Consider the following 26,112-nt stretch of genomic DNA (forward strand, 5'->3'; position numbering starts at 1 on the left):
TATATCTAAGGGGGTCATGCCTTTACTATAACGATTGCTTGTTAAAGGAATGTGAATCTAATATTACAATTGCATTACAAGTGTCTTTTATCAATCGTAGACGTGCACGTAACCGTTGTTGTTGCGCAGCTTGCGCACGACGTCCATATAATCTTCTTCCTTTACTTTGACGGAAAGGGTGTACGTCAAATCGCGCAGGTCGGCGTCGGAAGCGTTCTCATTGACGTCCATCACGTCGTCTTTGTCGATCGGACGTCCGCCTACCGCGCTGCTATCGCTCGGAGGAGGTACCGGCACGGCTTGATCGCCGATCATGCTTCCTGCTCCGCCCGCAGCGGCAGTTCCGCCCGTGTAGGTCGTGTTGTTCGCTCCGGAGAGCGGTACCAAAGGCACGACGACGCGGCCGCCGCGGTCTCCGCCGAAGCCTACTCCGCCTTGGAGTTCCCCGACTTCAAGCTGCTCCGTAGTAAAGGTCATCAAACTCATTCGTGCGCCTTCCGCTTCGCTTTCCGTTCTGAAATAGGCCTGGATATGTTTCGACATCGTAATTCCCTCCTTTGTATTGGACGTTCATGTATTGCATGTATTGCCATTGTGCCTGAACTGTGAAGTTTATAGGGAAGCGAAGTCGGCTGAGCCGACTTCGCGGACCTTCGTTTACAAAGCTTTTAACAGTTCGCGCACGAACGCTGGCTCGTCTTCCGGCGTACGGGAAGTGATGAAGTTGCCGTCTACGACCACTTCTTCGTCTTTGAAGCGAGCGCCCGCATTCACCATGTCGTCCTGCAAAGGCGGATACGAAGTAATCGTGCGTCCTTTGAGCAGATCGGCGCTGGCCAGGATTTGCGGTCCGTGACAGATGGACGCGATCGGTTTTTTGGAAGCATTGACGTCTTTGACGAATTGCAGCACATGTTCGTCAAGGCGCAGATTTTCCGGCGAAGAACCTCCCGGAATAACAACGGCATCGTAGTCCGACGCTTTGGCTTCGGAGATCGCTTTTTCCGTCGTATATTCGGCTTTGCCGAGCTTTCCTTTTACCGTTTGCCCGGCTTTCAATCCGATGATTTCCGCCGTATGTCCGGCATTTTTCACCTCGTCGTAAGGCACTTGCATTTCGGAATCTTCGAATTCGTCGGCTAGCAAAAACGCGATTTTACTCATATCGTTCAGAACTCCTCTCTGCTGGATCCGTGATGTGATCTGTTCTCGCTTTCTTATTACCCTGCCTTCTTGCACTTCTAACACCAAGCCGCCGCAAAAACAAAAACCGCTTCGGCGCTACCCTTAGGCAGCCGAAGCGGTCGATCTTGCTTTAATCCTTGCTGTCGATGATCAGCGTGACGGGCCCCCAGTTAATCAGGGACAAGTCCATCATAGCGCCGAACACGCCCGTTTCGACGGTTAATCCGCGGGCGCGCAGCGTCTCGTTGAAGACTTCGTACAAGGACGATGCAGGCTCGGGACGGGCGGCCGCCATAAAGTTCGGACGTCGCCCTTTGCGGCAATCTCCGTACAAGGTGAACTGAGACACAGACAAAACGGCCCCGCCCACGTCCTCGACGCTATGGTTCATTTTTCCGGCTCCATCTTCGAAAATACGCAGTCCGGCCGCTTTATCCGCCAGATAGGCCGCGTCTTTTTCGGTATCGCCTTCCGTCACGCCGACGAGAATGGCAAGGCCGTGGCCGATGCTGCCGACCGTACGTCCTTCCACATCCACAGAGGCAGACTTGCAGCGTTGAATCACAATCCGCATAGGAAACAAAGCTCCTTCTCTAACCGGGCGAAGCGACATGCGCAGCACCCTTTATTGCATGATCCGGTGTACCGTATACACATCCCGTACCCGTTTGATCCGCTCGACCACCGACTGCAAATGCTCGGTGTTGCGGATCAGGATCGTAATATGCACCAATGCCATTTTGTTTTTGTCCGCGCGTCCGGAGACGGCAGTCATATTGGTTTTGCTCTCCGATATGGCTTGCAGCACCTCGTTCAGGAAATCCCGACGATCCAGGCCCGTGATCTCGATGTCGACGCTGAAGCTGGATTCGACCGCGTCTTCCCACTCCACCTCGATGACGCGTCCGGCTTCTTCGCCGTCGCCCGCCGTCGGGATGTTGGTACAGTCCGCGCGATGCACGGAGACTCCGCGACCGCGCGTAATATAACCGACAATGTCGTCTCCCGGTACCGGATTGCAGCAGCGCGCGAAACGCACCAGCAGATTGCTCGCTCCCTTAACTTTAACGCCGTTGGTCGGACGCTTTTTGTCTTTGTCGGCCGGAGCAGCTTTCACTTCGCGGACTTCGTTCGTCAACTCCAGATGATTGCTGGTCTCTTCCTGTTCGCGGCGCCATTTTTCGGTCAAACGGGTGATAACCTGCGAAGCCGTGATTCCGTTGAAGCCGATCGCGGACAGCATGTCTTCGGTATCGTTAAAAGCAAATTTGTTCGCGACTTCCAGCAGCTTGTCGTCGGTCAACCATTCGGATACTTCAAGCCCGAGCTTCTTGATCTCGCGCTCCAATCCTTCCCGGCCTTTCTCGACATTCTCCTCGCGACGTTCTTTTTTGAACCATTGCTTGATCTTGCTGCGCGCATGCGAAGATTGAGCAATTTTCACCCAGTCCTGGCTCGGTCCGTACGAATGCTTGGAAGTCAGGATTTCCACGATATCGCCCGTTTTCAGCTTATGATCCAGCGGTACGATCCGACCGTTCACCTTCGAACCGATCGTCCGGTTGCCGATTTCCGTATGGATGCGGTAAGCGAAATCAAGCGGTCCCGATCCGGCAGGCAGCTCGATCACCTGTCCTTTGGGCGTGAACACGAACACCAGGTCGGAGAAGAAATCCATCTTAAGCGATTCGACGAATTCGGACGCGTCTTTCGCTTCGTTTTGCAGTTCGATGATTTCTTTGAAAAACGGCATTTTGTTCTCGATCCCGCTGCCTGTCGCCGTCGTGCCTTCTTTGTACGCCCAGTGCGCCGCGATACCGAATTCGGCCGTGCGGTGCATGTCCCAGGTACGGATCTGTACTTCGGTCGGCTCGCCGTTCGGACCGACGACGGTCGTGTGCAGCGACTGATACATATTCGCTTTCGGCATGGCGATATAGTCTTTGAAACGACCCGGCATCGGCTTCCACAGCGTGTGGATGATCCCCAACGTCGCGTAACAATCTTTGACGTTATCGACCAGCACGCGAATCGCCAGCAGGTCATAAATTTCGTTGAACTGCTTATTTTTGCTTGTCATCTTTTTATACACGCTGTAAATATGCTTCGGACGTCCAGACAGATCGGCTTCAATGCCCATCTCGTCAAGCTTTTCGCGAATGCGGCCGATGACGTCGGAAATAAACTGCTCGCGCTCGGCGCGCTTTTTATGCATGAGGTTGGCGATTCGGTAGTACTGCTGAGGATTCAGATAGCGCAAAGCGATATCTTCCATCTCCCACTTGATCGCGGAGATACCCAGACGATCGGCGACCGGACAGAAAATCTCCAGCGTCTCGTACGCGATCCGCCGCTGTCCTTCTTCCGATTGATGCTTGAGCGTACGCATATTGTGCAGCCGATCGGCCAGCTTGATGACGATGACGCGGATGTCTTGAGCCATCGCGATAAACATTTTGCGATAGTTCTCGTTTTGTTGTTCTTCTTTGGAACGGAATTTGATGCGCTCGAGCTTGGTTAGCCCGTCGACGAGCATTGCGCAGGTCTCGCCGAAGTGCTCGCGGATCTCTTCCAACGAGACGGTCGTGTCCTCGACTACATCGTGAAGCAGGGCCGCTTCGATGGACGTCGTGTCCATCTGCATGCCCACGACAATATCTGCAACCGCCAGCGGATGCAGGATATACGGCTCGCCGGACTTTCGGACTTGGCCAAAATGAGCCTTGTCAGCGAATTCGTAGGCTTCCCGGATGCGCGGAAGGTCCGACTCTCGGATGTAAACGGACGCCTTTTCAAGTAATCGTTCAATGCCCATTGAGTCCTTTCCGATTCCTTTCTATAAGAAAATGAAGCCTGTCCGCGAAATCCGCATTCAGGCGTGTAGATGAGGTTCGTTTCGTCTTCGACCCTTTCGGGCAAAAAGACAAAATAATCTCGCGTTAAGCGATTGTATAAACGGTTTTCCTTTCATTATGCCTTTTAGGCTAACCCCCGTCAATGCGTGCAAGGAAATTGTTGCTTTCTTCATGAAAAGCTCACGGTTTGCATTCAACTTTCCGTTTCGAACATTAAATCGCCTAAATCCGAAAGTTATTGCGAGTTCCCACGAAAATGTTATTGAAAAAAAACAAAATTGTCTGTAATCTAGCTAAGATGATCAAGCGCGTACGGATTTGGCTATTTCGGCCTCGGTGCATTACCGCCTTTCCACCCGTTTTTCTCATCCGATCCAGAGCCGCTTCTTCCACGCCTAATGGAGCGGCTCCAACCTATGCCCTTAAGGAGTGAGAATCTTTGCAGCGTGAAATTCAAGTGAATGAAAGACCGGCGTTCGGCCCAGGCCTGCTTCTCAGCTTGCAGCATTTGTTCGCCATGTTCGGCAGTACCGTTCTCGTCCCGAATTTGTTCGGGGTAGACCCAAGCGTAATCCTGTTGATGAACGGAATCGGCACACTGCTCTACATTCTGATTTGCAAAGGGAAAATCCCGGCTTACCTGGGGTCGAGCTTCGCGTTCCTCGTTCCGGTAGGCGCCGTCCTCGTTACGCCGGGCAACATGGACAACTATTCGAAAGCGCTAGGCGCATTCATTGTCATCGGCGTCGTCTTCATTATCGTGGCGGGGATCGTCAAAATTGCCGGCACCCGTTGGATCGATTTTTTGTTCCCGCCGGTCGTCATGGGCTGCATCGTCGCGCTCATCGGTCTGGAGCTGCTACCGGTTGCCGCTAATCTCGCAGGTCTGCTGGGCGCAAAAGACGAAATTACCGGAGTCGTTACATACAGCTCAAATGCCATTATCATCTCGCTGATTACCCTCGCCGTGACTGTGCTGGGCGCCGTGTTATTCCGCGGCTTCCCGAAAATCATTCATATCTTGATCGGCATCGCCGTCGGCTATATCGCGGCTTACTTGATGGGTGAAGTCAACACGGCAGCCGTAGCCGAGGCAAGCTTCTTGTCCTGGCCGAAGTTCTCCGCGCCGACTTGGGATATCGCGGCGATTCTGATGATTTTGCCTGCCGCGCTCGTCGTCATCGTCGAACATGTCGGCCACCTGCTTGTGACAAGCAATATCGTCGGAAAAGACTTGTCGAAAGATCCGGGCCTGCATCGCTCGCTGCTCGGTAACGGCGTATCGACGGTTCTGTCCGGATTCGTAGGCTCCACGCCGAACACGACGTACGGCGAAAACATCGGCGTCATGGCTTTGACTAGAGTCTACTCCGTATTCGTTGTCGGCGGAGCGGCGGTTATCGCGATTATCCTGTCGTTCTCCGGCACATTCTCTACGGCTGTTGCCAACATTCCGGACCCGGTTATGGGCGGTGTATCCCTTCTTTTATTCGGGGTTATCGCGGTTTCGGGTCTGCGCATCTTCGTCGAACAAAAAGTCGATTTCTCCAAATCGGTCAACATGCTGCTTGCCGCAGTCATTCTGGGTACGGGTCTTAGCGGCATCACGTTGACGATCGGCCAAGTTTCGCTGAAAGGCATGGCCCTTGCAACAATCGTCGGCATTCTCGTCAACCTGATCTTCCGTTTGATTCAAATGTTCGGACTCTCCAACGAAAAAGAAGAAATCGAAACTGAAGTAAAAACGCCGGATATCTGACCCGGTTCGAAACCTGCTAAAAAGGCCGTGCCTCTTCCGAAGAAGAGCGCACGGCCTTTTCTTTGTTGATCGCCCTATAGCTAATCTGACTTAATGGACCATATTCTTGCTGCACGAGTTATTTTCCCATGATACGGAAAATCGGATAACAGACACTGCCGTTCCATGTTATAGGAAAATAATTCCTGTATTCCTAAATCATCAATACCTTACATCCATTATTGCAGTTTGTCGCCTCCGGCTTTGGTTTTCAACCATTTGATCGGAACGATTTTGGTAACGAATTTATGCACCATGGCCGATTCTTTGGTCAAGAAAGGTCCAAGCACGGCGAGAATCAAAACGTAAATCGCCGCAAAAGGCTGAAGAATCGCCATCAGTCCGCCCGCTGCGCCAAGGTTCGCCATAATAATAGAGAATTCGCCGCGCGAAACGATTGTCAGACCGACATTCGAGGAAGCTTTCGGCGAAAGTTTTCCGCTGCGTCCGGCCAACATGCCTGCCGTATAGTTTCCGATAATCGTCAGAATAACTGCGCCGATCGCGAGCCATACCGCGTTGCCTTGAAGACTAAGCGGATCAATGGTCAGACCGAAGCTGAAGAAGAACAAAGCCCCGAAGAAGTCTCGGAAAGGCAAGATTGCTTTTTCAATCCGATGCATGTGCTTGGTCTCGGCCAATACCAGACCGACCAATAATGCGCCTATCGCTTCCGCCACGTGAATCGTTTCGGAGAAACCCGCCACGATGAATAGCATAGCGAAAACGGTCGTCAAAAAGATTTCATTCGAAGAAACGCCCAAGATCTTATTTAAGACCGGAACAAGCAGTCGACCGACAATCAGGACCAGCAGCATGTAGCCGAGCGCGATTCCCGCCGAAAGCAGCACGCCGCCAAGCGTCGTCGCTCCGCTGAGCAGCAGACCGGACAAGATGGAAAGGTAAACAGCAAGGAAGACGTCTTCGAACATGATAATGCCCAGAATCATTTCCGTTTCCGGGTTGGCCGTACGTCTCAGGTCAACGAGCACTTTCGCGACAATCGCACTGGACGAGATCGTGGTTACGCCGGCAATCACGAGCGTTTCCAGAATCGGGAATCCGCATACGAGACCGAAGAGCAGTCCCAGCGTAAAGTTGATTCCGATATAGATGGAGCCGCCGATCGCGATCGACTTTCCGGCTTTGGCCAGACGTCCGACCGAGAACTCCAGACCCAGATAGAACAGCAGGAAGATTACGCCAAGACGACCCATGAAGTTAATCAGTTCCGCACTTTCGATAAATCGAAGGTCAATCAGACCGAAATGCGGGGCATGCGGTCCGACAGCCATACCTGCGAGGATATAAAAAGGAACTACGGAAAAGCGAAGTTTAGCGGAGAGGAAACCGGCAAGCGCAATGAGAAGCACTGCGATCCCGACTTCGAATACCATATGGTCCATCAAGCCTCACCTACTTCCAAGATCCTTTTCAACTTCTGAATGTTTTGCCGTTCGCCGGCCAGTACCAAAGTCATGCCTTCGGTCAATACATATTCCGGTCCCGGACTTACGGTTTGCTTATGCATCGTATCGATCGACGCAATAACAACGGTTCCCGTGTTTTCGCGGATTTTAAGTTCGCCGATGGAACGACCGATCGCTTTGATGCCTTTTTTAAGCTTATACCATTCGATCGACAACTGATCCAGCGTATGCTCGACTTTCTCAAGCGCCGTCGGCTGATAGTTCATGCCGCCCACGATGCCGCCGAGCTGACGAGCTTCGGTATCGGTCATCGTCATGACGCGCATCAACTCTTCCGGCTCCTCCGGCGATGGGCAAAACAGTTCGCGCTGACCGTCTTCATGCAAAATCACGATGACGCGGTCTCCTTCTTCCGTGTCGATCAGGAACTTGCGCCCGATCCCCGGAAGGTCGGTTTCTCTAATTACGGACATTTTATCTCCCTCCTTAACTCTAAAAATTTGGACTATTATACAGTACGAAGCCAATACGAATAGAGGCTCCTCTGCTGAGTCTCCCTACGTAATACGTGACGGTTCGCGAAGGGTTTCAAAAAAATGCTTTTTTTCGTTCTTTTTTATCTCTTTTGGCGAAAAAGGCTTCAAAACAGCAAAAAACCCGTGATTTGCTCCCGCTTGCTTCTCGGGATGTCAAATAACGGGTTTTTATTCTGGCTCATTAACTCACGATGGGTTTTTGGCTCAGCCTTTGATCAGGTTGAAGACTTCAACATTGTCCAGACGGCTGCGGCCGTTCAATTCTTCCAATTCGATCAGGAAAGCAGCGCCGACCACGTTGCCACCGAGTTGACGAACCAACTCGACGGAAGTCGCGATCGTGCCCCCGGTCGCCAGCAAATCGTCCGCGATCAGAACGTTTTGTCCTTCTTTTACCGCATCGATATGCATCGCCAGTTTATCGGTTCCGTATTCGAGTTCGTATTCGACTTCGATCGTTTTGTAAGGCAGTTTGCCGGTTTTGCGAATCGGAATGAAACCGACGCCCAATGCATAAGCCAATGGCGCGCCAACAACGAAACCGCGTGCTTCCGGTCCCGCGATCAGATCGATTTTCAAATGCTCGACTTGCTTTTTCAGCGCGTCGATTGCTTCGCGGTAAGCCGGCCCGTTCCCGAGCAGCGTCGTGATATCCTTGAAGCTGATCCCCGGTTTCGGAAAATCGGGAATAACGCGAATATGCTGATTAAAATCCAAATAAATCTCCTCCTAAGTCTTGTTTCCCGGATGGTTCGACAGAAGAAACAGCGTTGCCTCGCCGAATGGCGAAGACAACGCACCTATTCCACTACGATAACGAAAAAGATAAAGCCGCGTCCGCATTTCCGGACCGAACAGCTTGTAGACGCTGCGCAAGCCAAATCCCGAGATCTTCTCCAGGTCCCAGCATCATGCGCTCCACCGCTTCCGCTTCTTGCAACTTGCGATAAGCGGAAGCGGAATCCAAAGCGGCTTTCGGCGGAGTCGGATTCGCGGCAAGCATCGCTCCGTCTCGAATGACAAACTGCAACTCCTCGAATACTTCAAGGGTCATGCGAATCATGCGAATGGAGCAACCGGAAGCGCGGGCCAAATGTCGAACCAATTGTTCCTCGCTCACCTGATCTGCCGCAGCGCGCCGAAGCTCTACATAGATCGTCTTGATCCGCTCGCGGCTTGGCTCGCTCAAGCGCTGCGCCGAAGGCCCGCTTGCCGGATACAAAAGAACGATGTTTTCCAGCGCAGGGAATTCGGCCAACAACTTGTCCAATTGCGCAGCGGTATCCGGGATATCCAAAACGAACAATGTGCGCGTTTCGGCCGGCTCCGCATGCTGCTGCCTGCTTTCCGTTCCTTGAATCCCGGAATATTCATCATACAGCCAAAGCGGCAGTTGCGCCAGAGTCTTCTGCGAAACTTTTAGTGTCGTTTGATTTAAGGCGATTGCAACCTGGCTCGGCTCGCACGCCAATACGTTTTCGGACTTTTTGCGAAAGCGTTCAACGTCTTCTGCCGAAGCTTCAGGAGCGCGCCGGTCAAATACCTGAAAAGCCGGCAGCGCCAGATCGCGGACCATCAACTGGGGTTTGCGGCTTCCTCTCCACTCATTGATGCTCGGTTCCGCAAGCAAGTCCAACCGATCTCCTTCACTCAGATACTCGGCTAATGCACCTTTTCCGAAAGCGACCGCTTCAACGACGCAACCGTCTTGTTCGACGACCAGTTTCAAATGCGTGTTCGTCTTGCCCATCGTGAGCACGCGTTGAAGCTTTACGTTCCGGAACACCAATTGCGGAGTCGGATTGCTCATGCCGAACGGAGCCATGCGATCCAGGTCTTCGATGACGGGAATCGGGATATCCGCCAGCGAACATTCGGTCTCGGCTTCGATGACGGGAACCAAATGCTCCGGCAGTAGCTTTTCAGCCGCATGATCATTCAATCCGCGTTCGAAATCTTCGAGACGTTCGCGCAGCAAACTCATACCGGCCGCGGAAGGGTGACCTCCGAAATGCTGCATCGTCTCTTCGACCGACAATAGAGCTTCGTAGATATCAAAATCGGGAATCGAGCGGGCCGAGCCTTTGCAGGTTCCTTTTTCTACATCGATACCCAATATAATCGTCGGACGGTAATAGCGCTCCAGAATTTTGGAAGCGACAATACCGACAACGCCGACATTCCAGCCTTCTCCGGCTAGTACGATCACGTCGGGAATCAACCCTTCAGCAGCCGCAATCTTGTTTTCCAGCATGACAATCGCTTCGCTAACGATCTCTTCCACGTTCTTTTGCCGGTCTTTGTTTAGCAGATCCAGCACGGAAGCCAGATGTTCCGCACGGTCTTGTTCATCGGTAATCAGCAGATCCACTGCACGGTTGGCGTGATCCAGTCTGCCGCTGGCATTGATGCGCGGAGCAATGGCAAAGGCAATTCCGATCGAATTCAGTTGTTCCGGTTGGCTGCCCGCTATAGCCAGCAATTCTTTGATGCCGAGCGACGGATGCAGGCGCATACGTTCAATCCCTTTAGCGACCAACATGCGGTTTTCGCCTGCAAGGGGCATCAAATCAGCGACTGTACCGATAGCGGCAAGATCCAACCATTCTTCCGGCGGCCGCCCCAACAGAGCATGCGACAATTTGAACGCAACGCCCACGCCCGCCAACCCTTTGAAGGGATAATTGCACATCGGAAGCTTTGGATTCACAAGAGCTACCGCTTGCGGCAATACAGCCGGAGGCTCGTGGTGATCGGTTACGACCGTATCGATTCCGAGCGATGACGCATAGGCGATTTGGTCCACGGCACTGATGCCCGTGTCAACCGTGACAATCAGTTTCACGCCTTCGGCTGCTGCCTGGTCGATCGCATGCCGATGCAAACCGTATCCTTCTTTGGACCGATGCGGAATATAGGTGCCGAAGTCCGCTTCCAATGCAGTCAGCAAACGAATCATGAGCGCTGTACTGGATACGCCGTCCGCGTCATAGTCCCCGTACACCCAAATCCGCTCTTTCCGCTCAAGCGCCGTTCGGATGCGTTGTACTGCGGCGTCCATCCCATGCAGCAGGAACGGATCATGCAGCCCATCCAAACTCTCGTCTCCGTTCAAAAAATCGGAGGCCGCATCGGATGTGGCATAGCCGCGGTTTACCAGCAAAGAGGCCAGCAGCGGGGACACGCCCATGTCATTGCTTAGCTGCTCCACGGTTACCTGATTCGGACTTGCGATTTTCCATTGATATCGGGAATGAAGCACAAGCTCACCTGCCTTTTAAAAAACGTAATTTATTGAACAATCGTCGGCTGCTCGCCGCTTTCGGGAAGCTCTTCGTTCGATTTATAAGGATATCCCGTATGATAAGGTTCAACACGCACGCGAACATCTACAATCCGTACAAAGCGATGCATCAACAGATCTCGGGATCGTTGGGCGATCTCCTCGGCTTCCTTGACCGTCATTCGGGGATTGACGCTTAACACCAGCTCGACCGTAACCGTTTCGAGCGATTCCTGTGCTTTTAACTCCCGAACTTCGATCACGCCTTGAATGCGCTGGACGGTCTCGATAAAAAGCTTAGGATCAACCGTTTTGAGTCCGGCACCTTTCTGCGGTGAAGACTCGAAAAACGATGACATCAGGCGCAGCGCCTTCACGATAACAAGGATCGCCACCAACAAAGAGGCAGCCGGGTCGGCATAAGCAAACAGAGGAATGTCAAAACCGCTTCCGGCAACCGACAAAGCCATTCCCGCCGCTACGAGCATGGACGCATAAAGGGAAATTCGATGCTCTGCCGCATATCGGATCGCTGCTTCACGGTCCTGCCGGAGCCGGCGGCGATAACCCCAAACAAACAAACCTTCTCCAATGACCACCGCTACGGAAAAGGCAGCAACCGCCCAACCGTTCAGTGTTTGACCGGGTCCGTTCATTAGCTGCCCGATTCCGGAAATGGAAGCTTCGATTGCACCTACAAGCACTAACGCCGCCAGCAGTATTTTGATCCATAAGGAGGAATGGCGAGGGCTTCGCGTACCGCGCACTGCGTCCGCTACCGAATTCAATGCATCGGTAAGCAGAGCCTGACTTCCTCCGAACCAGCCGCCGACTCCTTTTACCAGCGCCGTAAAACCAAGCAGGCAGGCATCGGTCCAACCTGTAGAATTCCCGCTATCTTGTTGACGGACCGTCATAATGATTCCCCTCTCGTATTCGATCCCAAAATCATAAAAAGCCGCGCCTCGAATTCGGGACGCGGCTCTACGGCTGCTTGTACTTGTCTCACACCCGGCTTTTTATGCAGCGGAAGACAAGCACCAAGCCGTAAGGATATTAATTCGTCGCTTTGGACGGTTGGGCCGCGGACGGCTTCTTTTTGTTTCTGAGCGCCAGCCACAACGGGCTTGCGATAAAGATCGACGAGTAAGCGCCGAACAGCAAGCCGATAACCATGGCCAGAGAAAACATGCGAATCGATTCGCTGCCCAAGATGAGCAGAGCGAAAGCTGCGATGAATACGGTAAATACCGTACCCAGCGAGCGGGTCATCGTTTGAGAGATACTCTTGTTTACGACATCTTCAAGATCGGCGTGCGTTTGCTTTTTGGCGAAACGCAGATTCTCGCGAACTCGGTCGAAGATTACGATCGTATCGTTGATCGAGAAACCGATGATGGTCAAGATCGCGACGATGAAGGTCAGATTAACCTCGAGTCGTAAAATCGAGAACACGCTGATGACGAGAAAAGCATCATGCAGAAGGGCAACGACAGCCGACAAAGCGAAACGCCATTCGAATCGGATTGTGACGTAAATGACGATGCCGATGCTTGCGACAATAATCGCCAGAAGCGCATTTCGCTCCAGTTCTTTAGCGATCTCGGTGTCCACCGTATTGATCTCGTACGATGCGTTGTTGTCGATTTGGCTGTTGAACGTCGATTGAAGGGACTGTGCTTGCGCATCAGTCAAGACTTCCGGAAAACGAATATTGACTCGGTCGTTACCCGCCGTAATATTGGCTTCCTGATCCAGTTTCGCATCAACCAGTACTTTCTGAACGTCCGCTTGCGTTACGACCTTGGATACGGAAATATCCACGTTCGAGCCCGAGCGGAAATCAACGCCGTAGTTCAATCCGAAGATTGAAAGGCAGATAATGCCTGCCAATGTGATCAGAATCGAAAATCCGTAAAAATACTTACTGGCTTTGATAAAATTGAAATCCCACTTCGAGCTTGAGGATGGGTTCTTAGAGCTCACGAATTTCACTTCCCTTCACTCCGAAATACGCCGGTTTTTTCAAGGACTTTGCTTTAACCAGCAGGGAGAGCAGGTAACGCGACAGGAAGACGTTCGTGATGATACTGGTCACAATATCAATCATCAGAACCAGCGCGAATCCGCGAACCGACCCCGTACCCAGCCAGAACATGACGGCCCCGGCAATCAGAGTCGTGATCTGAGCATCCATAACGGTACGGAACGAACTCTTGCTGCCGGAACGGAAAGCCGACAAGATGCTTTTACCGCTTCGAATCTCTTCCTTGATCCGTTCCGAGGTAATGATATTGGCGTCGACCGCCATGCCTATACCCAGTATAAACGCCGCGATACCCGGCAAGGTCAGCGTGATGCCCGCCCAGTTGAAGATCAGGATCGTTCCCCAGGTATGGATAAGCAGGCAGAATGCCGCGATCAATCCTGGCACCCGATACATGAATACCATGAAGATCAAAATGATGATGGAGCCGAGGATACCGGCGCGCAGCGTCTGGTCGAGCGACTGTTGTCCCAAGGTTGCGCCGACGCTTTGCGAGTATTTCTCGGTCAACTTAAGCGGCAACGCGCCGAGATTGATGGTGTCGCGCAAATTTTGCGCTTCTTCCCGCGTGAAGTTGCCTGTAATTTGAGCGGTCCCGCCTGTAATACGTTGATTGACCGACGGAGCGGACAATAACTCGTCATCCAGGAAGATCGCCAGCGGTTGACCGATCAATCGACCCGTGACGTCCGCGAACTTGCTCGCATCATTCAGCTCGATTGCGATCATCGGGCGGTTCAACGAGTCATACTGCACGGAAGCGCCGTTCGGCTTGAAATCTTCCCCGGTCAGTTCGATCTTGTTATACCCCTGATAAGGATCGGTCGGCGTCGCTTCGGTATCGGTACCCGCAGCTTCGTCAGTACCGGTCGTACCGGTATCCGTCCCTGCGGCTTCCTCGGTTGCCGCCGCCCCGTCGGACGAATCTTCGACTGCGGCGTCGTCCGTACTTGTTGCCTCATCCGTGCTGCCTGCTCCGCTTGTTGAATCCGGACTTTCCACAGCCGTTTCGTCCTCGGTTGCAGTGCCGGCGTCGTCCGTCGTACTTTCTTCCGAAGAGTTACCCAGACTGCGGAACGTCAGGTTAGCGGGTTCTTTGATACGTTCCCTTACGGCCGTTTCGTCGGTGACGCCCGCGATTCTAAGACGAATCCGGTTGGTGCCTTCGGTGGTGATCTCCGGTTCGCTTCCCCCAAGGGCGTCTACGCGTTTTTCGAGACTCTTGGCCGTCTCGGTCAGGGATTCTCGGGTGACTTCTGCTCCGCCCGTCATTGGCGACGCCTCGTACAGGATCTCGAAGCCTCCCTTTAAATCCAGTCCCAATCTGACTGAATTCAACAGGTTGGGCGTGCTCCAAATCATGACCCCGATTGAGACGAGCACAATAACAATGAAACTGACAATTCTCTTCATGCCGTTTCTGGTTCCCCCTTTTTTCTCAATATTCCCATTATAGCGACGCCGTAAAATGGAGTCAATGAAGCAAAAAGAAAGACCCTCCTTTAGGAAAAGGGAGCCTCTTTCAGCGCCGCAAGAGTGAGGTAGTTCATCATCCCGTCCGCACGCAGCGTCAGAATGTCGTTTACGATGCGATGCAAGGGCGGATCCTGTCTGCCTGCATACTTGCCGTTCACGCACTGCCACACGTCTTCCCAAGTCGTGTGCTCATAACCGAGAAAATGAAATTCATCCGCTTTGCGACGGCAAAGCTCGATTACGGCTTCAGTCAATTCTTCTCCGGCAAGCTCTTCCCCTATCGGTTCCTGCCCTTCCCACTTCTCTTCTGCCGTCATGACCTGCCCCCTTCTCCGTAAACGCGAAACCCCAGCATTCCGACTTTGTTGTTCATTCGACGCCATGTGCCGCATTCCTGCCGCATCTTCAATGTGTCGGGCAAAAGCCGCCGGATTATAAAATGTTCGCGTACAGATACCAGCCCCCGGCTGCCAATGCGAGCAAAGTTAACGGAAATGCCACAACCAGGTAAGACAAGTAAGAAAAACGATAGCCTTCTTTTTGCGCCAATCCGGCAGCCAACACCCCCGCGACCGAGCCTGCCAGTGTTCCGCTTGAACCGATTCCGCTCCCTAATGCCAATGCCCACCAAAGTCCTTGGAGATCCGCCGGGCGAACGACTTCCATCTGCAAACCAATGGTCTGAATCAATGGAATAGAAGCGGCAATCAGCGGGACAGGGTCCAACACGGCGGAAAACAATCCGGACACGGCAAACAGAACGAGCGCCGTCAATGTCTTATTCTCATTGGTTAACTCCAGGAGTCTCATCGCGATTTCTCCGGTAATTCCCGTTTCGACAAGACCGCCTGCCAGCACATAAAATCCAATCAGCACGCCAAGCGTTTTAAAGTCCATGCGCTCCCTAACTTGCCGAAGTTCATTGCCCGAGCGTACATTGACAGCAAGCATCAACAATGCCGATACCAGGGCGACAGTTCCACTGCCCATGTTCAACTTAGCATGCCAGACCAAACCCGCAATCAGAAGCATCAGCACGCCAAGCGACAATAATGCCTGCGAACGGTTTGTGAGATAACTCGAAGGATTCAGCGATGCAAGTTCCGCTTTGCGGTCCCCGCTTCCCTTCATTTCCCGGCGGAAAATCAGCATCAGCAGGGCAACATGTACAATCAGCAAAATCAATGCCGGCTGTAACAAATGAGCTGCAAAAGCGCGTGTATCCATATCTGCTGCCGTACCGATCATCATATTCGGCACGCTTCCCGCCAAGGTTGTCATTCCGCCCAGATTGCAAGCGATGACGCTCATAATCAGAAATGGAACCGGGCCGATTCGCAAGGTTCGCCCAATCCGCAGAATCAAAGGTGCCAATAGCAATAAGGCCGGACCGCTGCCCAATGTTGCCGATGTCAGTGCCGCAATTAGCGTCACGACGATAAGTACGGCAGGCAAACTGCCCGATACCATTTGTACGATTCGCAAGGCTGTAAAATGAACGATTCCACTGCGATCAACCGCTGCGGCCGTAATCATCATCCCTACCAAAAGCAGCAGCGTATTGAGTGCGATATGATGCGACAATGCCGCGTTCCAGTCGACAATTCCCAGCACTAACAGTGCCAGCGCTCCGATGATCGCGGCCAATCCTCCGTTTATTTTTTCCGTTACGACCAGCACATAGACGATCGCAAATACGGCTGCTGCCGTATAGACCGGCCAAAATGCGGTATCGATTGCGGAAATCATGCAGTCACTTCCTTTCAACAGATCCCCTTAAGATAGGGCGTGCACGCAAACTCGTCCTAATTATGTAGAGTGCCATTAGCGGGAAATGTTTCGGTAAACTTTTTAAAACACGCCCTATTAAGCAGGAAAAAAGAAGCTGCCGAAGAACGAAGGTAACCCGTTCGGCGGCAGCTTGCTTGAAAGGCCGCGGCAATCCACCGCCGTCGGCACTTCCTTCATTCATCTTACTTCTTGTCGAGGCTGACGTCGGAGCTGCCTGCCGTTGTAACATGGCTGATTGCGCTGCGGTCGAACGTCATTTTTGTAACATCATTTACGCGCAGGACAGCTACATCGTTCGTAATCTCCAGGATTGTACCGTGCAGACCACCGATCGTGACGACCTTGTCGCCTTTTTTAAGCTGTCCGAGCATAGCATTACGTTGTTTTTGTTTCTTCTGTTGCGGGCGAATCAGCAGGAAATAGAAAATGGCGATCATGAACACGAACGGAATGATCGTCATAATGATTCCGCCGCCGCCGGCAGGAGCAGCTGAAAGCGTTGCAGCTTGAAACATCGTTAATCCCCCTTAGTATGCGAATGGCCGTACGAAAGTCCTCGTACTGGACCCGTGGGGCAGTTTAGAACCCGTTGCTGTTGGCGTGCATGCCATACTGCTCAAAGAATTCGTCGCGGAAATCAAGCAAGCGATCCTCGCGGATAGCCTGACGGACGCCGCTCATCAAGTTGAGCAGGAAGTGGAGATTGTGATAAGTGGTCAGCCGGAGGCCGAACGTCTCGTCAGCCTTGATCAGGTGACGCAGATACGCCCGGGAGTAGTTCCGGCAGGTATAGCAATCGCAGTTCGGATCGAGAGGACCGAAGTCTCTCGCGTACTGGGCATTGCGTACAACCACCCGGCCCTGGCTTGTCATCGTCGTTCCGTTACGCGCAATGCGCGTTGGCAGCACGCAGTCGAACATATCGACTCCGCGAATGGCGCCTTCGAGCAGAGCATCCGGAGAACCTACGCCCATCAAATAGCGGGGCTTGTTCGCCGGGAGCAGCGGTACTGTATACTCCAGCACTTCATACATCAGATGCTTCGGTTCTCCCACACTCAGTCCACCAATAGCATACCCCGGGAAATCCATCGAAGTCAAATCAGCCGCGCTCTGGCGACGCAGGTCTTCATGCATGCCGCCCTGTACGATTGCGAATAATCCTTGATCTTCCGGACGCGCATGGGCCTTCAAGCAGCGCTCCGCCCATCTGGATGTACGTTCGAGCGAGCGTTTGAGGTAAGAATGTTCGGCCGGGAACGGCGGACATTCGTCGAACGCCATCATGATATCGGATCCCAGCGCATTTTGGATTTCCATCGCCACTTCCGGCGACAGGAACAGCTTGTCTCCGTTCAGGTGGGAGCGGAAATTTACGCCTTCTTCGGTGATTTTGCGCATCTCGGCCAAGCTGAATACTTGGAAGCCGCCGCTATCGGTCAAGATCGGGCGATCCCAGTTCATGAATTTGTGCAGGCCGCCGGCTTCGCGAATAATTTCGTGTCCCGGACGGAGGAACAGGTGATAGGTGTTGCTCAGGATGATCTGGGCATTCATTTGTTTGAGCTCTTCAGGGCTCATCGTTTTGACGGTGGCGAGGGTACCGACCGGCATGAAGGTCGGGGTCTCGATTACGCCGTGCGGCGTGTGTACCAGGCCGAGGCGCGCGCCGGACTGTTTACAGGTTTTGATATGTTCGTAGCGAATAGCGGATGTCATTGGATCGTTCCTTTGCAAGAAAATGTGAGAAAATCCTGTTCGCAGAACAAGCAGAACGGCTACGAAAGAAATTCATTCAAGACGCTGTCTCACTCGGAAAACTGGATTGGATTCAAATAAGGATGTTTTCCGAGTTCAAAGGCCAACACTTTACGTGTGTTACCGTAGGCTTTCTTTGAAAACCTATATTTCATCGAATTTCTTCCTCCGCCTAATGCGTCGTTCAAAGAACCGAATTTTCTCAAGAATTTCAGGAAACTCTCGCTCCTGAATTAAAGATCATTAAAAAGACTTTATCAAAAATCAATAAATAAACATCGCGTCCCCGAAGCTGAAGAAGCGGTATTCGCGTTCTACGGCTTCGCGGTAGGCGGCCAGGACGTTGTCGCGGCCGGCCAGGGCGCTGACGAGCATGACGAGGGTCGACTTCGGCAGGTGGAAATTGGTGATCAGGGCGTCGACGATTTTGAGGTCTTCGCCGGGATACAGGAAGATCTGGGTCCAGCCGCTGTCTGCGCCGAGACGGCCGTGTTCGTCCATGGTGCGTCTGGCCGCGGATTCGAGCGTGCGGGTCGACGTGGTGCCGACGGATACGACCCGGCCTCCGCGTTCGCGGGTGCGGTTGATCAGTTCCGCGGTTTCGGCGGGAAGCTCGTAATACTCTTCGTGCATGACGTGTTCCTCGACGTTTTCCACCGAGACCGGACGGAAGGTGCCGAGTCCGACATGCAGGGTAACGAAACCGATATCTACGCCTTTACCTTTCAGCTGTTGCAGCAGTTCATCGGTAAAATGCAGACCTGCTGTCGGCGCTGCGGCGGAGCCTTCGTGCTTGGCATAAACGGTCTGATAGCGCTCGCGATCGTCCAGCCGCTCTTTGATGTAAGGCGGAAGCGGCATTTCGCCGAGACGATCGAGAATCTCTTGGAAAATGCCTTCGTAGCGGAACTCGATAATACGCGCACCCATGTCCCCTTCTTCGAGTACAACCGCTTCAAGTTCGTCTCCGAAGCGTAAGACAGCACCGGTTTTCACTTTCTTTCCGGGCTTCGCCAACGTTTCCCAGCGATCGCCTTCAATATTTTTGAGCAATAGCAGTTCCACTCGGGCGCCGGTCTCCGGCTTCACGCCGTGCAGGCGCGCGGGCATTACGCGGGTGTCGTTTAGAATCAACGTATCGCCGGCGTTCAGCTTATCCAAGATGTCGTAAAAATGCAAGTGCTCGGTGTCTCCCGTATGCTTGTTCAACGTAAGCAAACGGGAAGACGCGCGCTCCGCAAGCGGAGTCTGGGCAATCAATCGTTCCGGTAATTCAAAATCATAATCTTCTACATTCATGGATTCTTCAGTCCTTAATCAGTTCTACGTTATTGTAATAATGCAGCAAAATATCTTCGTAGGTCTCGCCTTCGTCGGCAAGCCCTTTTGCTCCCCATTGCGACAAACCGAGTCCGTGTCCGTTTCCGCGCCCGACGAAGAAGAATCCGGTGCCGGAAGAAACGGCGGAAGTGTTGGTGCCGACCGAAGCAAGGCTGCGGCTCAATGCGCTGGCGTGCGAAGATGCACCCACCGTAAGCTTCGCCGCCGACAACCCGCCTTTAGAAGCCGTGGCGTTCGTGATCACCGTATAGGCATCGGCTGACACCACATCGAACAATGTACTCGGCAGACCGTTCAGCGCGGAACGGAACATATCCGGATACTTCACATCGATCTTGGAACCGTTAATTTTAAGTTCAGTTGCACGACCCGAAGGACCGCGTTCGCTGATCTGAATGGTCTGGATGGTTGCAGGCAGCTTGGTCGTCGTACGGCCTTTGAGCGAAGTGAGCAATTGGGAAGAAGTGAACGGTCCGCGAATCCATTCATACGTACTCGACTCGCTTACCACTTCCAGTACCCATGCTTCGTCGCCAGGATTCATTTTCGACAGCTCCGGCACCGCGCTTTGAATCAAAGGCAGCGGACGAACCTTGGTGCTTTGCGCCGTTACGGTCATTTTGCGGAATCCGGTCGCATCGGTTCCTTTGTCCTTCACATTATCTTCTCTCACATAACCGACCGTTCCGTTCGCGAGCGCTACATGATACCATTTTTTCAAATTGGCCGCTGCCGCGCTGTCGGATTCGGAAGGAACGCTGGAAAACAGATTGCTTCCGCCGCTGTTCCATACTTCCTTCGGATCGGACGTTACGCCGCCCGCATTGGAAGAGAACAGCGCTTCGACTGCTTTGCCCCCTTGTTCCAAAATCTCGCCGGATGTCGCGTCAACCGCAGCATTAACCGACTTGCTTTCGGAGCCTACGCCGTTATAAGCCTGACTTAACGTCGAGTCGACAACGTCGGCGACTTTGAACTTGGTTGCCGTTTGCGTCTGTACGGTCGCGTAGCTGCGCGCGGCCACCGCTTGCGCCTTCAGCGACTCTTCCGGCCAGGAAGCCGGAACCTCGGAACCGACAACGGAATAGAGATACTGCTCCATCGGAAGTTCGTTTACAAGGAATAGCTGTCCGCCGTAAATTCCGATCTCCAGATCTCCCCGGTAAGAACGCTTCGAACGCTCTTCGACGCGAATGCCTTTGTCCGCAGTGCCGTCGATCCAGATCCGATCCTGCTCGCCGAGCGTCAATACGTAAGCAGGCGTTGTCGTCCCGTTCACAAGATCGGCCGTCGCTTCGTTGCGAACAGCCGCCGAAGCGGAAGGGCTGTCCGCAACGGACAAAGCATTACCGGGCAGCTTGCCGGCAAACGAACCTTTCAACGCGTCCAACGCGGAAGCGCTAAGAGCTTCTCCGACCTGCACGTCATACGAGACTTTGGCATTGACGGAAGAAACGCGCAGCACGCCGTCGACTCCGGCATCCAGCACTTTTTGCAAAGCCGCTGTCGCGGCGGCCTGCGTCCCGTAGCTGCCCGCGTTCAGCGAAAACGTTCCGACCGCCGTCGGAGCCAACCCGCTTACCGCTTTGACGGAAGCATTCGCGCCGAGCCGCGCAGCCGCGTCGGTCGCCGCTTTGTCGCTTGCGTAAGGACCGGCGTACAACTGATACACGTCTTGGCCGTTACGCGCGATCTTATACACCGACAGTTTGTCGGAACCCGATTTCAGTTTGGATGCCAAGGCCGAAACGGCTTTAAGATCGCTGCTTTCACCGAGTTTAACGCGCGGACCGCCCAGCGCGAACGAAGAAGCCGCTCCGGGAGAAGCCGAAAACCACTTCACGTAGCCGGTGTCCGTTTTTTGCCCGATCGCGACCGCTTGTTCCGGGGTCAGCGTAATTTTCTCCGTCGTCTGCTTATACGTGCTTCCCAGATTCAAAAAGAGCCCTACCCGCACTGTTGAATCCGCTTCTGCCGCGTGAACGGGCCCTTGAAGCGGCAAACAAGACAATGCCACAACCGCTGCAAGCAGCGGTTTCCCCCATTTGGCGGAATTTCCGTTCGAACGTTGCTTGGTCATGCTTGCGTTCCTCCTTGAGGCGAATTATTTTCCGTCTTCCGGCATCGGCAGTCCCAGGTGTAAATAAGCCTGGGCAGTGACAACGCGGCCTCTCGGCGTGCGCTGGATAAACCCGCTTTGCAGCAGGTAAGGTTCGTAAACGTCTTCGATCGTCTGGCTTTCCTCGCCGATCGTCGCCGCGATCGTGTCCAGTCCGACCGGACCGCCGCGGAAATTTTGAATCATTGCCTTCAACATCTTATGGTCGATGCTGTCGAGCCCCCTCGGATCGACTTGAAGGCGGGTTAAAGCTTCAGAAGCAATCTCCGGGGTAATGATTCCGTCTCCCCGTACCTGCGCAAAATCCCGTACGCGTTTGAGCAAGCGGTTCGCGATACGCGGAGTCCCCCGAGCGCGAAGCGCGATCTCTTCGGCGGCGTCCCCGACAATCTCCACATTGAGCGTGTCGGCGTTGCGCGCAACGATAAAGGCCAGCTCTTCGACTCCATAAAACTCCAGCCTGCTGACCACGCCAAAGCGGTCGCGCAGCGGAGCCGACAACAATCCCGCCCGCGTCGTCGCGCCGATCAGCGTAAAAGGCGGCAGGTCGAGACGCACCGAACGGGCGCTGGGCCCCTTGCCGATCATAATATCGAGCGCGGAATCTTCCATCGCCGGATACATGACTTCTTCGACCGTTCGGTGCAGGCGGTGAATTTCGTCGATAAACAAAACGTCGCCTTCTTGCAAATTGGTAAGCAGCGCGGCGAGATCGCCCGGACGTTCGATCGCCGGGCCGGACGTCGTGCGCAGATTAACGCCCAGTTCGTTGGCAATGATATTCGCCAACGTCGTTTTTCCCAGTCCCGGAGGGCCGTACAGCAATACGTGATCCAGTGCCTCGTTCCGCATTTTCGCGGCTTCGATATACACCTTCAAATTTTCCTTGACCTGGTTCTGACCGATGTATTCCGACAAATAGCGGGGACGCAGACTCAATTCCACCGCCTGGTCTTCCATCATCAGATTGGCCGATATAATGCGGTCGTCTTCCATAGATCCACCGTTCCTCCCCATTCATCCTTACTTTACCTCATTTAGCCCCGATAAAGAACCTTTAATGCCCGCTTCATCAGCGCATCGACCGGTTCGCCCGGTTTTAAGTCTTCTTTTAACTCCATCCATACCTTATCCAGCTCGGCATCGGTATACCCCAACACTTCCAGACCTTCCCGGGCTTCTTTCCAGCCTCCGCCGTCCATTTCCGCTTCCGCGGCAACGGTATTGTCGAAAAGTCCACCAAGTGAAGGCGTAACAAATCCGTCCAGACGATCTTTGAGATCCAAGATCATGCGCTGAGCCGTCTTTTTCCCGATTCCCGGTAGCTTGGTCAAGAAGGTCACGTTCTCCTGTTGAATCGCGGACACGACTTTCTCGGGCGAACCTCCGGCCAAAATGCCTAATGCTACTCTCGGTCCGATCCCCGTTACGTCGATCAACCGACGAAACAGCTTCTGTTCTTCACGCGTCGAAAAGCCGTACAGCGAGATTGCATCTTCGCGTACGCTATGGTGCGTGTACACGGTTACCGGCTCCGACGACCCTTTTGCGGCGAAAGCATACGGATTCGGACAAAATACCCGGTATCCGACGCCCTGCACGTCCACGACGATATATTCATTTTCCATATGGGCAACCAGCCCGCGTACAAAATCGATCATTTTCGCAGTACCCCATTTAATTTGGAATTCAAACTTACCGAATGAGCATGACAGATCGCAACGGCCAAAGCATCCGCCACGTCATCCGGTTTCGGCACCGCAGACAGTTTAAGCAGCAGCTTCACCATCTCCTGAACCTGTTTTTTTTCGGCTTTGCCGTAACCGACCACCGCCTGCTTCACCATCATCGGCGTGTATTCCGCGATCGGAATCCCTTTTTGCACGGCCGCAAGCAGCAGCACGCCGCGCGCTTGGGCAACCGGCAGCGCCGTAGTGACGTTTCGGCTGAAGTACAGCTTTTCCACGCCTACCTGGTCCGGCTTGTATTTATCGATCAGCTGCACCATGCTTTCGTAGACGTCGCGCAGCCGCTCTTCTTCCGGCGTATGCGCCTTCGTCTGGATACTTCCGTACTGCACAGGCGTCAATTTATTGCCTTCTTTATCCACAAACCCGAAGCCGACGATCGCCAGGCCCGGGTCAATGCCCAAAATGCGCAAATCCATCTCTCCTCTATCTTTAACGGCAAAATTCTGCATGGAATGTAGTTCGCCACCCCCGTCATTTTGAGCCGGAAGCGAACATATGTATTCCTTCTGTTCATTATAGCAAAAATAGTACTCGCCGGGAAAAAACTTTGCCCTCTTCCGTACCTATGACGTCAGTTCCCCTTCGTTACGCGTTTCGTGTATAATTTGGCTGTGCGCTTCAGATTCCTAAGGTAACAGATATGCGTAAACGAAGCTTTTTTTACATACCGACAGACAAAGGAGACGATCACAATGATCATCAAACCAAAAACAAGAGGCTTTATCTGCACCACCGCTCATCCGGAGGGATGTGCCAAGCAAGTCGAGAAACAGGTTGAATACGTAAAATCGCAAAAGAAAATCGACGGACCGGCCAACGTGCTCGTGATCGGTTCCTCAACCGGATACGGCCTTGCTTCGCGCATCACGGCAGCTGTCGGCGCGGGCGCGAACACGATCGGCGTCTTCTTCGACAAACCGGCGGAAGGCGCGCGTACCGCATCGGCAGGTTGGTATAATACAGCAGGATTCGAAGCGGAAGCAGCCAAGCTGGGCGTCAAGTCTTTTAACATCGTAGGCGACGCGTTCTCGAACGAAATCAAGACGCAAACGATCGACCTGATCAAAAAAGAACTGGGTCAAGTGGACCTCGTCGTCTACAGCGTCGCTTCCCCGCGCCGCACGCATCCGGTAACGGGCGAGACGTTCACTTCCGTGATCAAGCCGATCGGCGCACCTTACAGCAATAAAACGATGAATTTCCATACGGGCGAAGTGTCCATGACGACGATCGAACCGGCGACGGAAGAAGAAGTGCAACAAACAATCGCGGTCATGGGCGGCGAAGATTGGAAAATGTGGATAGATGCGCTGCAAGAAGCCGGAGCGCTGGCACAAGGCGCGACGACCGTCGCTTACTCCTACATCGGACCGGAAGTCACGCACGCGATCTACCGCGAAGGTACAATCGGCAAAGCGAAAAACGATCTGGAACAAACGGCGAACGTGCTGAAAGAAAGCCTGAGCAACATCGGCGGACGCGCGTTCGTGTCGGTTAACAAAGCGCTTGTCACCCAGTCCAGCTCGGCGATCCCGGTCGTTCCGCTGTATATCTCGGCACTGTACCGCGTCATGAAAGAAAAAGAACTGCATGAAAACTGCATCGAGCAGATGTACCGTCTGTTCGCGGACCGTCTGTACGGCGAAGAAACTTCAGTGGACGAAAAAGGACTGATCCGCGTCGACGATTGGGAAATGCGCGAAGACGTTCAGACCGAAGTCACCCGCCGCTGGAACGAATTGAGTACGGACAACGTGGAAGAACTGTCCGATCTTGCAGGCTATCGCCGCGAATTTTTCCAATTGTTTGGCTTTGAAAGCGACGGCGTGGATTATGAAGCGGATACCGATCCGAACGTACCGATGCCGAATTTGCGTTAATTGATCCAATCCAGCAAAAACCGCCTTTCTCCTTTACGGCAGAAAAGGAGAAAGGCGGTTTTTTGATTTGCTTTTCAAAAAAGAAAACAACAAAAAACACCGGCATCGACGCAAGATTTCTACGTTCGATCCGGTGTTGAAGTTTAAAAGAAATGGCGCGCCCTGAGAGATTCGAACTCCCGGCCTTTTGATTCGTAGTCAAACGCTCTATCCAGCTGAGCTAAGGGCGCAAAATAATGGAGCGGACGACGGGAATCGAACCCGCGACCCTCGCCTTGGCAAGGCGATGCTCTACCGCTGAGCCACGTCCGCAAAACATTATTGAAGCAAAAATGGCGGAACCGACGGGATTTGAACCCGCGATCTCCTGCGTGACAGGCAGGCATGTTAACCCCTACACCACGGTTCCAGGCCATAAAGTAAAGCAATTGCGGGGGCAGGATTTGAACCTGCGACCTTCGGGTTATGAGCCCGACGAGCTACCGAGCTGCTCCACCCCGCGTTAGAGTGTAAATCTTAGTTCCATGATTCGTTCGACTTCGTCACTAAAGTCTTCATGGTGGAGGCTGAGGGGATCGAACCCCCGACCCTCTGCTTGTAAGGCAGATGCTCTCCCAGCTGAGCTAAGCCTCCGTATATATGACCCGTAGGGGATTCGAACCCCTGTTACCTCCGTGAAAGGGAGGTGTCTTAACCCCTTGACCAACGGGCCTTACTGTCAATGTCGTCCGTTTTGCGTCTCGCTTGTTTCAGCGTGTTGCCCGCGGCGACAAGAAATAATATACCATGCGAGCATTCCAAAGGTCAACCCTTTTTCGCAAAAAACTTTGAGAAAGTTTGAATCGAGTTAAAGTTGATGATA

The 26,112-nt window shown here is 53.2% G+C and carries 22 protein-coding genes and 6 tRNA genes; 2 read left to right on the forward strand and 26 right to left on the reverse strand.

Annotated features, from left to right (window positions below; all coding sequences use genetic code 11):
- Positions 1 to 90: 90 nt before the first annotated feature.
- From SACSAC_RS21770 to SACSAC_RS21785, 4 genes are all read right to left on the reverse strand, one after another.
- A complete protein-coding gene (locus tag SACSAC_RS21770; RefSeq protein WP_037290300.1) occupies positions 91 to 543 on the reverse strand; it encodes a hypothetical protein in 453 nt (150 codons plus the stop codon).
- Between the two features lie 114 nt (positions 544 to 657).
- Positions 658 to 1,164 (reverse strand): type 1 glutamine amidotransferase domain-containing protein, encoded by a 507-nt coding sequence (locus SACSAC_RS21775; protein WP_037290303.1) that lies wholly within the window; start codon positions 1,162 to 1,164, stop codon positions 658 to 660.
- A gap of 151 nt (positions 1,165 to 1,315) precedes the next feature.
- Entirely contained in the window at positions 1,316 to 1,759 is a 444-nt protein-coding gene (gene dtd, locus SACSAC_RS21780; RefSeq protein ID WP_037290305.1) for a D-aminoacyl-tRNA deacylase, read from the reverse strand.
- Positions 1,760 to 1,810: 51 nt separating this feature from the next.
- A complete protein-coding gene (locus SACSAC_RS21785; protein ID WP_037290307.1) occupies positions 1,811 to 4,000 on the reverse strand; it encodes a RelA/SpoT family protein in 2,190 nt (729 codons plus the stop codon).
- Positions 4,001 to 4,479: 479 nt separating this feature from the next.
- Between SACSAC_RS21785 and uraA the strand changes: the two genes are divergently transcribed.
- Positions 4,480 to 5,799 (forward strand): uracil permease, encoded by a 1,320-nt coding sequence (gene uraA / locus SACSAC_RS21790; RefSeq protein WP_037290310.1) that lies wholly within the window; start codon positions 4,480 to 4,482, stop codon positions 5,797 to 5,799.
- Positions 5,800 to 6,017: 218 nt separating this feature from the next.
- Here the strand turns inward: uraA and SACSAC_RS21795 are convergent, their stop codons facing one another.
- From SACSAC_RS21795 to ruvC, 16 genes are all read right to left on the reverse strand, one after another.
- Positions 6,018 to 7,244 (reverse strand): cation:proton antiporter, encoded by a 1,227-nt coding sequence (locus SACSAC_RS21795; RefSeq protein ID WP_037290312.1) that lies wholly within the window; start codon positions 7,242 to 7,244, stop codon positions 6,018 to 6,020.
- The gene (locus SACSAC_RS21800; protein ID WP_037290315.1) at positions 7,244 to 7,741 is read right to left on the reverse strand and encodes a cation:proton antiporter regulatory subunit; all 498 of its coding nucleotides are present in this window, start codon (positions 7,739 to 7,741) and stop codon (positions 7,244 to 7,246) included. Before SACSAC_RS21800 ends, SACSAC_RS21795 begins: the two co-directional genes overlap by 1 nt.
- Before the next feature lie 267 nt (positions 7,742 to 8,008).
- Positions 8,009 to 8,521, reverse strand: coding sequence for an adenine phosphoribosyltransferase (locus SACSAC_RS21805; protein WP_037290317.1), 513 nt, complete (start codon positions 8,519 to 8,521; stop codon positions 8,009 to 8,011).
- A gap of 91 nt (positions 8,522 to 8,612) precedes the next feature.
- Positions 8,613 to 11,066: a single-stranded-DNA-specific exonuclease RecJ gene (gene recJ, locus SACSAC_RS21810; RefSeq protein WP_037290320.1), complete on the reverse strand. Its 2,454-nt coding sequence runs from the start codon at positions 11,064 to 11,066 to the stop codon at positions 8,613 to 8,615.
- Between the two features lie 29 nt (positions 11,067 to 11,095).
- Entirely contained in the window at positions 11,096 to 12,004 is a 909-nt protein-coding gene (locus tag SACSAC_RS21815; protein ID WP_037290323.1) for a cation diffusion facilitator family transporter, read from the reverse strand.
- A 139-nt stretch (positions 12,005 to 12,143) separates the two neighbouring features.
- Positions 12,144 to 13,073, reverse strand: a complete 930-nt coding sequence (secF, locus tag SACSAC_RS21820; protein ID WP_051507318.1) for a protein translocase subunit SecF — start codon at positions 13,071 to 13,073, stop codon at positions 12,144 to 12,146.
- Complete coding sequence (gene secD / locus SACSAC_RS21825) at positions 13,063 to 14,547, reverse strand: protein translocase subunit SecD (RefSeq protein WP_037290325.1); 1,485 nt, start codon at positions 14,545 to 14,547, stop codon at positions 13,063 to 13,065. Before secD ends, secF begins: the two co-directional genes overlap by 11 nt.
- A gap of 89 nt (positions 14,548 to 14,636) precedes the next feature.
- Complete coding sequence (locus tag SACSAC_RS21830) at positions 14,637 to 14,927, reverse strand: post-transcriptional regulator (protein ID WP_245608673.1); 291 nt, start codon at positions 14,925 to 14,927, stop codon at positions 14,637 to 14,639.
- Positions 14,928 to 15,042: 115 nt separating this feature from the next.
- The gene (locus SACSAC_RS21835; protein WP_037290327.1) at positions 15,043 to 16,359 is read right to left on the reverse strand and encodes an ArsB/NhaD family transporter; all 1,317 of its coding nucleotides are present in this window, start codon (positions 16,357 to 16,359) and stop codon (positions 15,043 to 15,045) included.
- A gap of 224 nt (positions 16,360 to 16,583) precedes the next feature.
- Entirely contained in the window at positions 16,584 to 16,916 is a 333-nt protein-coding gene (gene yajC, locus SACSAC_RS21840) for a preprotein translocase subunit YajC (RefSeq protein WP_037290330.1), read from the reverse strand.
- A gap of 64 nt (positions 16,917 to 16,980) precedes the next feature.
- Positions 16,981 to 18,120, reverse strand: coding sequence for a tRNA guanosine(34) transglycosylase Tgt (gene tgt, locus SACSAC_RS21845; RefSeq protein ID WP_037290333.1), 1,140 nt, complete (start codon positions 18,118 to 18,120; stop codon positions 16,981 to 16,983).
- Between the two features lie 303 nt (positions 18,121 to 18,423).
- A complete protein-coding gene (gene queA, locus SACSAC_RS21850) occupies positions 18,424 to 19,458 on the reverse strand; it encodes a tRNA preQ1(34) S-adenosylmethionine ribosyltransferase-isomerase QueA (RefSeq protein ID WP_037290336.1) in 1,035 nt (344 codons plus the stop codon).
- Between the two features lie 7 nt (positions 19,459 to 19,465).
- The gene (locus SACSAC_RS21855; RefSeq protein ID WP_037290339.1) at positions 19,466 to 21,580 is read right to left on the reverse strand and encodes a SpoIID/LytB domain-containing protein; all 2,115 of its coding nucleotides are present in this window, start codon (positions 21,578 to 21,580) and stop codon (positions 19,466 to 19,468) included.
- Positions 21,581 to 21,604: 24 nt separating this feature from the next.
- Positions 21,605 to 22,615, reverse strand: coding sequence for a Holliday junction branch migration DNA helicase RuvB (gene ruvB / locus SACSAC_RS21860; RefSeq protein ID WP_037290341.1), 1,011 nt, complete (start codon positions 22,613 to 22,615; stop codon positions 21,605 to 21,607).
- Between the two features lie 41 nt (positions 22,616 to 22,656).
- A complete protein-coding gene (ruvA, locus tag SACSAC_RS21865) occupies positions 22,657 to 23,280 on the reverse strand; it encodes a Holliday junction branch migration protein RuvA (protein ID WP_037290343.1) in 624 nt (207 codons plus the stop codon).
- On the reverse strand, positions 23,277 to 23,780 hold the full coding sequence (gene ruvC / locus SACSAC_RS21870) for a crossover junction endodeoxyribonuclease RuvC (protein WP_037293509.1): 504 nt from the start codon (positions 23,778 to 23,780) through the stop codon (positions 23,277 to 23,279). Before ruvC ends, ruvA begins: the two co-directional genes overlap by 4 nt.
- Positions 23,781 to 24,062: 282 nt before the next feature.
- Here ruvC and fabV point away from each other — a divergent pair, with 282 nt between their 5' ends.
- Positions 24,063 to 25,250 (forward strand): enoyl-ACP reductase FabV, encoded by a 1,188-nt coding sequence (gene fabV / locus SACSAC_RS21875; RefSeq protein ID WP_037290346.1) that lies wholly within the window; start codon positions 24,063 to 24,065, stop codon positions 25,248 to 25,250.
- A gap of 153 nt (positions 25,251 to 25,403) precedes the next feature.
- Here the strand turns inward: fabV and SACSAC_RS21880 are convergent.
- The 6 genes from SACSAC_RS21880 to SACSAC_RS21905 all read right to left on the reverse strand — a co-directional run bounded on the left by SACSAC_RS21880 (position 25,404) and on the right by SACSAC_RS21905 (position 25,962).
- Positions 25,404 to 25,480 (reverse strand) — tRNA-Arg (locus tag SACSAC_RS21880).
- A gap of 7 nt (positions 25,481 to 25,487) precedes the next feature.
- Positions 25,488 to 25,562: transfer RNA gene (locus SACSAC_RS21885), tRNA-Gly, on the reverse strand.
- A gap of 21 nt (positions 25,563 to 25,583) precedes the next feature.
- Positions 25,584 to 25,659: transfer RNA gene (locus SACSAC_RS21890), tRNA-Asp, on the reverse strand.
- Between the two features lie 19 nt (positions 25,660 to 25,678).
- A tRNA-Met gene (locus SACSAC_RS21895) sits at positions 25,679 to 25,752 on the reverse strand.
- A gap of 55 nt (positions 25,753 to 25,807) precedes the next feature.
- A tRNA-Val gene (locus SACSAC_RS21900) sits at positions 25,808 to 25,883 on the reverse strand.
- A 7-nt stretch (positions 25,884 to 25,890) separates the two neighbouring features.
- Positions 25,891 to 25,962: transfer RNA gene (locus SACSAC_RS21905), tRNA-Glu, on the reverse strand.
- Positions 25,963 to 26,112 lie beyond the last annotated feature (150 nt).

Source organism: Saccharibacillus sacchari DSM 19268 (genome assembly GCF_000585395.1).
GTDB classification, from domain to species: Bacteria; Bacillota; Bacilli; order Paenibacillales; family Paenibacillaceae; genus Saccharibacillus; species Saccharibacillus sacchari.

Bases quoted from the DNA above. Each gene is read 5' to 3' on its own strand.
- yajC (WP_037290330.1), bottom strand. From the start codon at position 16,916: ATGTTTCAAGCTGCAACGCTTTCAGCTGCTCCTGCCGGCGGCGGCGGA.
- SACSAC_RS21800 (WP_037290315.1), bottom strand. From the start codon at position 7,741: ATGTCCGTAATTAGAGAAACCGACCTTCCGGGGATCGGGCGCAAGTTC.
- secD (WP_037290325.1), bottom strand. From the start codon at position 14,547: ATGAAGAGAATTGTCAGTTTCATTGTTATTGTGCTCGTCTCAATCGGG.
- tgt (WP_037290333.1), bottom strand. From the start codon at position 18,120: ATGACATCCGCTATTCGCTACGAACATATCAAAACCTGTAAACAGTCC.
- ruvA (WP_037290343.1), bottom strand. From the start codon at position 23,280: ATGATCGATTTTGTACGCGGGCTGGTTGCCCATATGGAAAATGAATAT.
- SACSAC_RS21855 (WP_037290339.1), bottom strand. From the start codon at position 21,580: ATGACCAAGCAACGTTCGAACGGAAATTCCGCCAAATGGGGGAAACCG.
- SACSAC_RS21830 (WP_245608673.1), bottom strand. From the start codon at position 14,927: ATGACGGCAGAAGAGAAGTGGGAAGGGCAGGAACCGATAGGGGAAGAG.
- SACSAC_RS21815 (WP_037290323.1), bottom strand. From the start codon at position 12,004: ATGACGGTCCGTCAACAAGATAGCGGGAATTCTACAGGTTGGACCGAT.
- SACSAC_RS21785 (WP_037290307.1), bottom strand. From the start codon at position 4,000: ATGGGCATTGAACGATTACTTGAAAAGGCGTCCGTTTACATCCGAGAG.
- SACSAC_RS21770 (WP_037290300.1), bottom strand. From the start codon at position 543: ATGTCGAAACATATCCAGGCCTATTTCAGAACGGAAAGCGAAGCGGAA.
- SACSAC_RS21775 (WP_037290303.1), bottom strand. From the start codon at position 1,164: ATGAGTAAAATCGCGTTTTTGCTAGCCGACGAATTCGAAGATTCCGAA.
- SACSAC_RS21795 (WP_037290312.1), bottom strand. From the start codon at position 7,244: ATGGACCATATGGTATTCGAAGTCGGGATCGCAGTGCTTCTCATTGCG.
- SACSAC_RS21835 (WP_037290327.1), bottom strand. From the start codon at position 16,359: ATGATTTCCGCAATCGATACCGCATTTTGGCCGGTCTATACGGCAGCA.
- dtd (WP_037290305.1), bottom strand. From the start codon at position 1,759: ATGCGGATTGTGATTCAACGCTGCAAGTCTGCCTCTGTGGATGTGGAA.
- ruvB (WP_037290341.1), bottom strand. From the start codon at position 22,615: ATGGAAGACGACCGCATTATATCGGCCAATCTGATGATGGAAGACCAG.
- fabV (WP_037290346.1), top strand. From the start codon at position 24,063: ATGATCATCAAACCAAAAACAAGAGGCTTTATCTGCACCACCGCTCAT.
- queA (WP_037290336.1), bottom strand. From the start codon at position 19,458: ATGAATGTAGAAGATTATGATTTTGAATTACCGGAACGATTGATTGCC.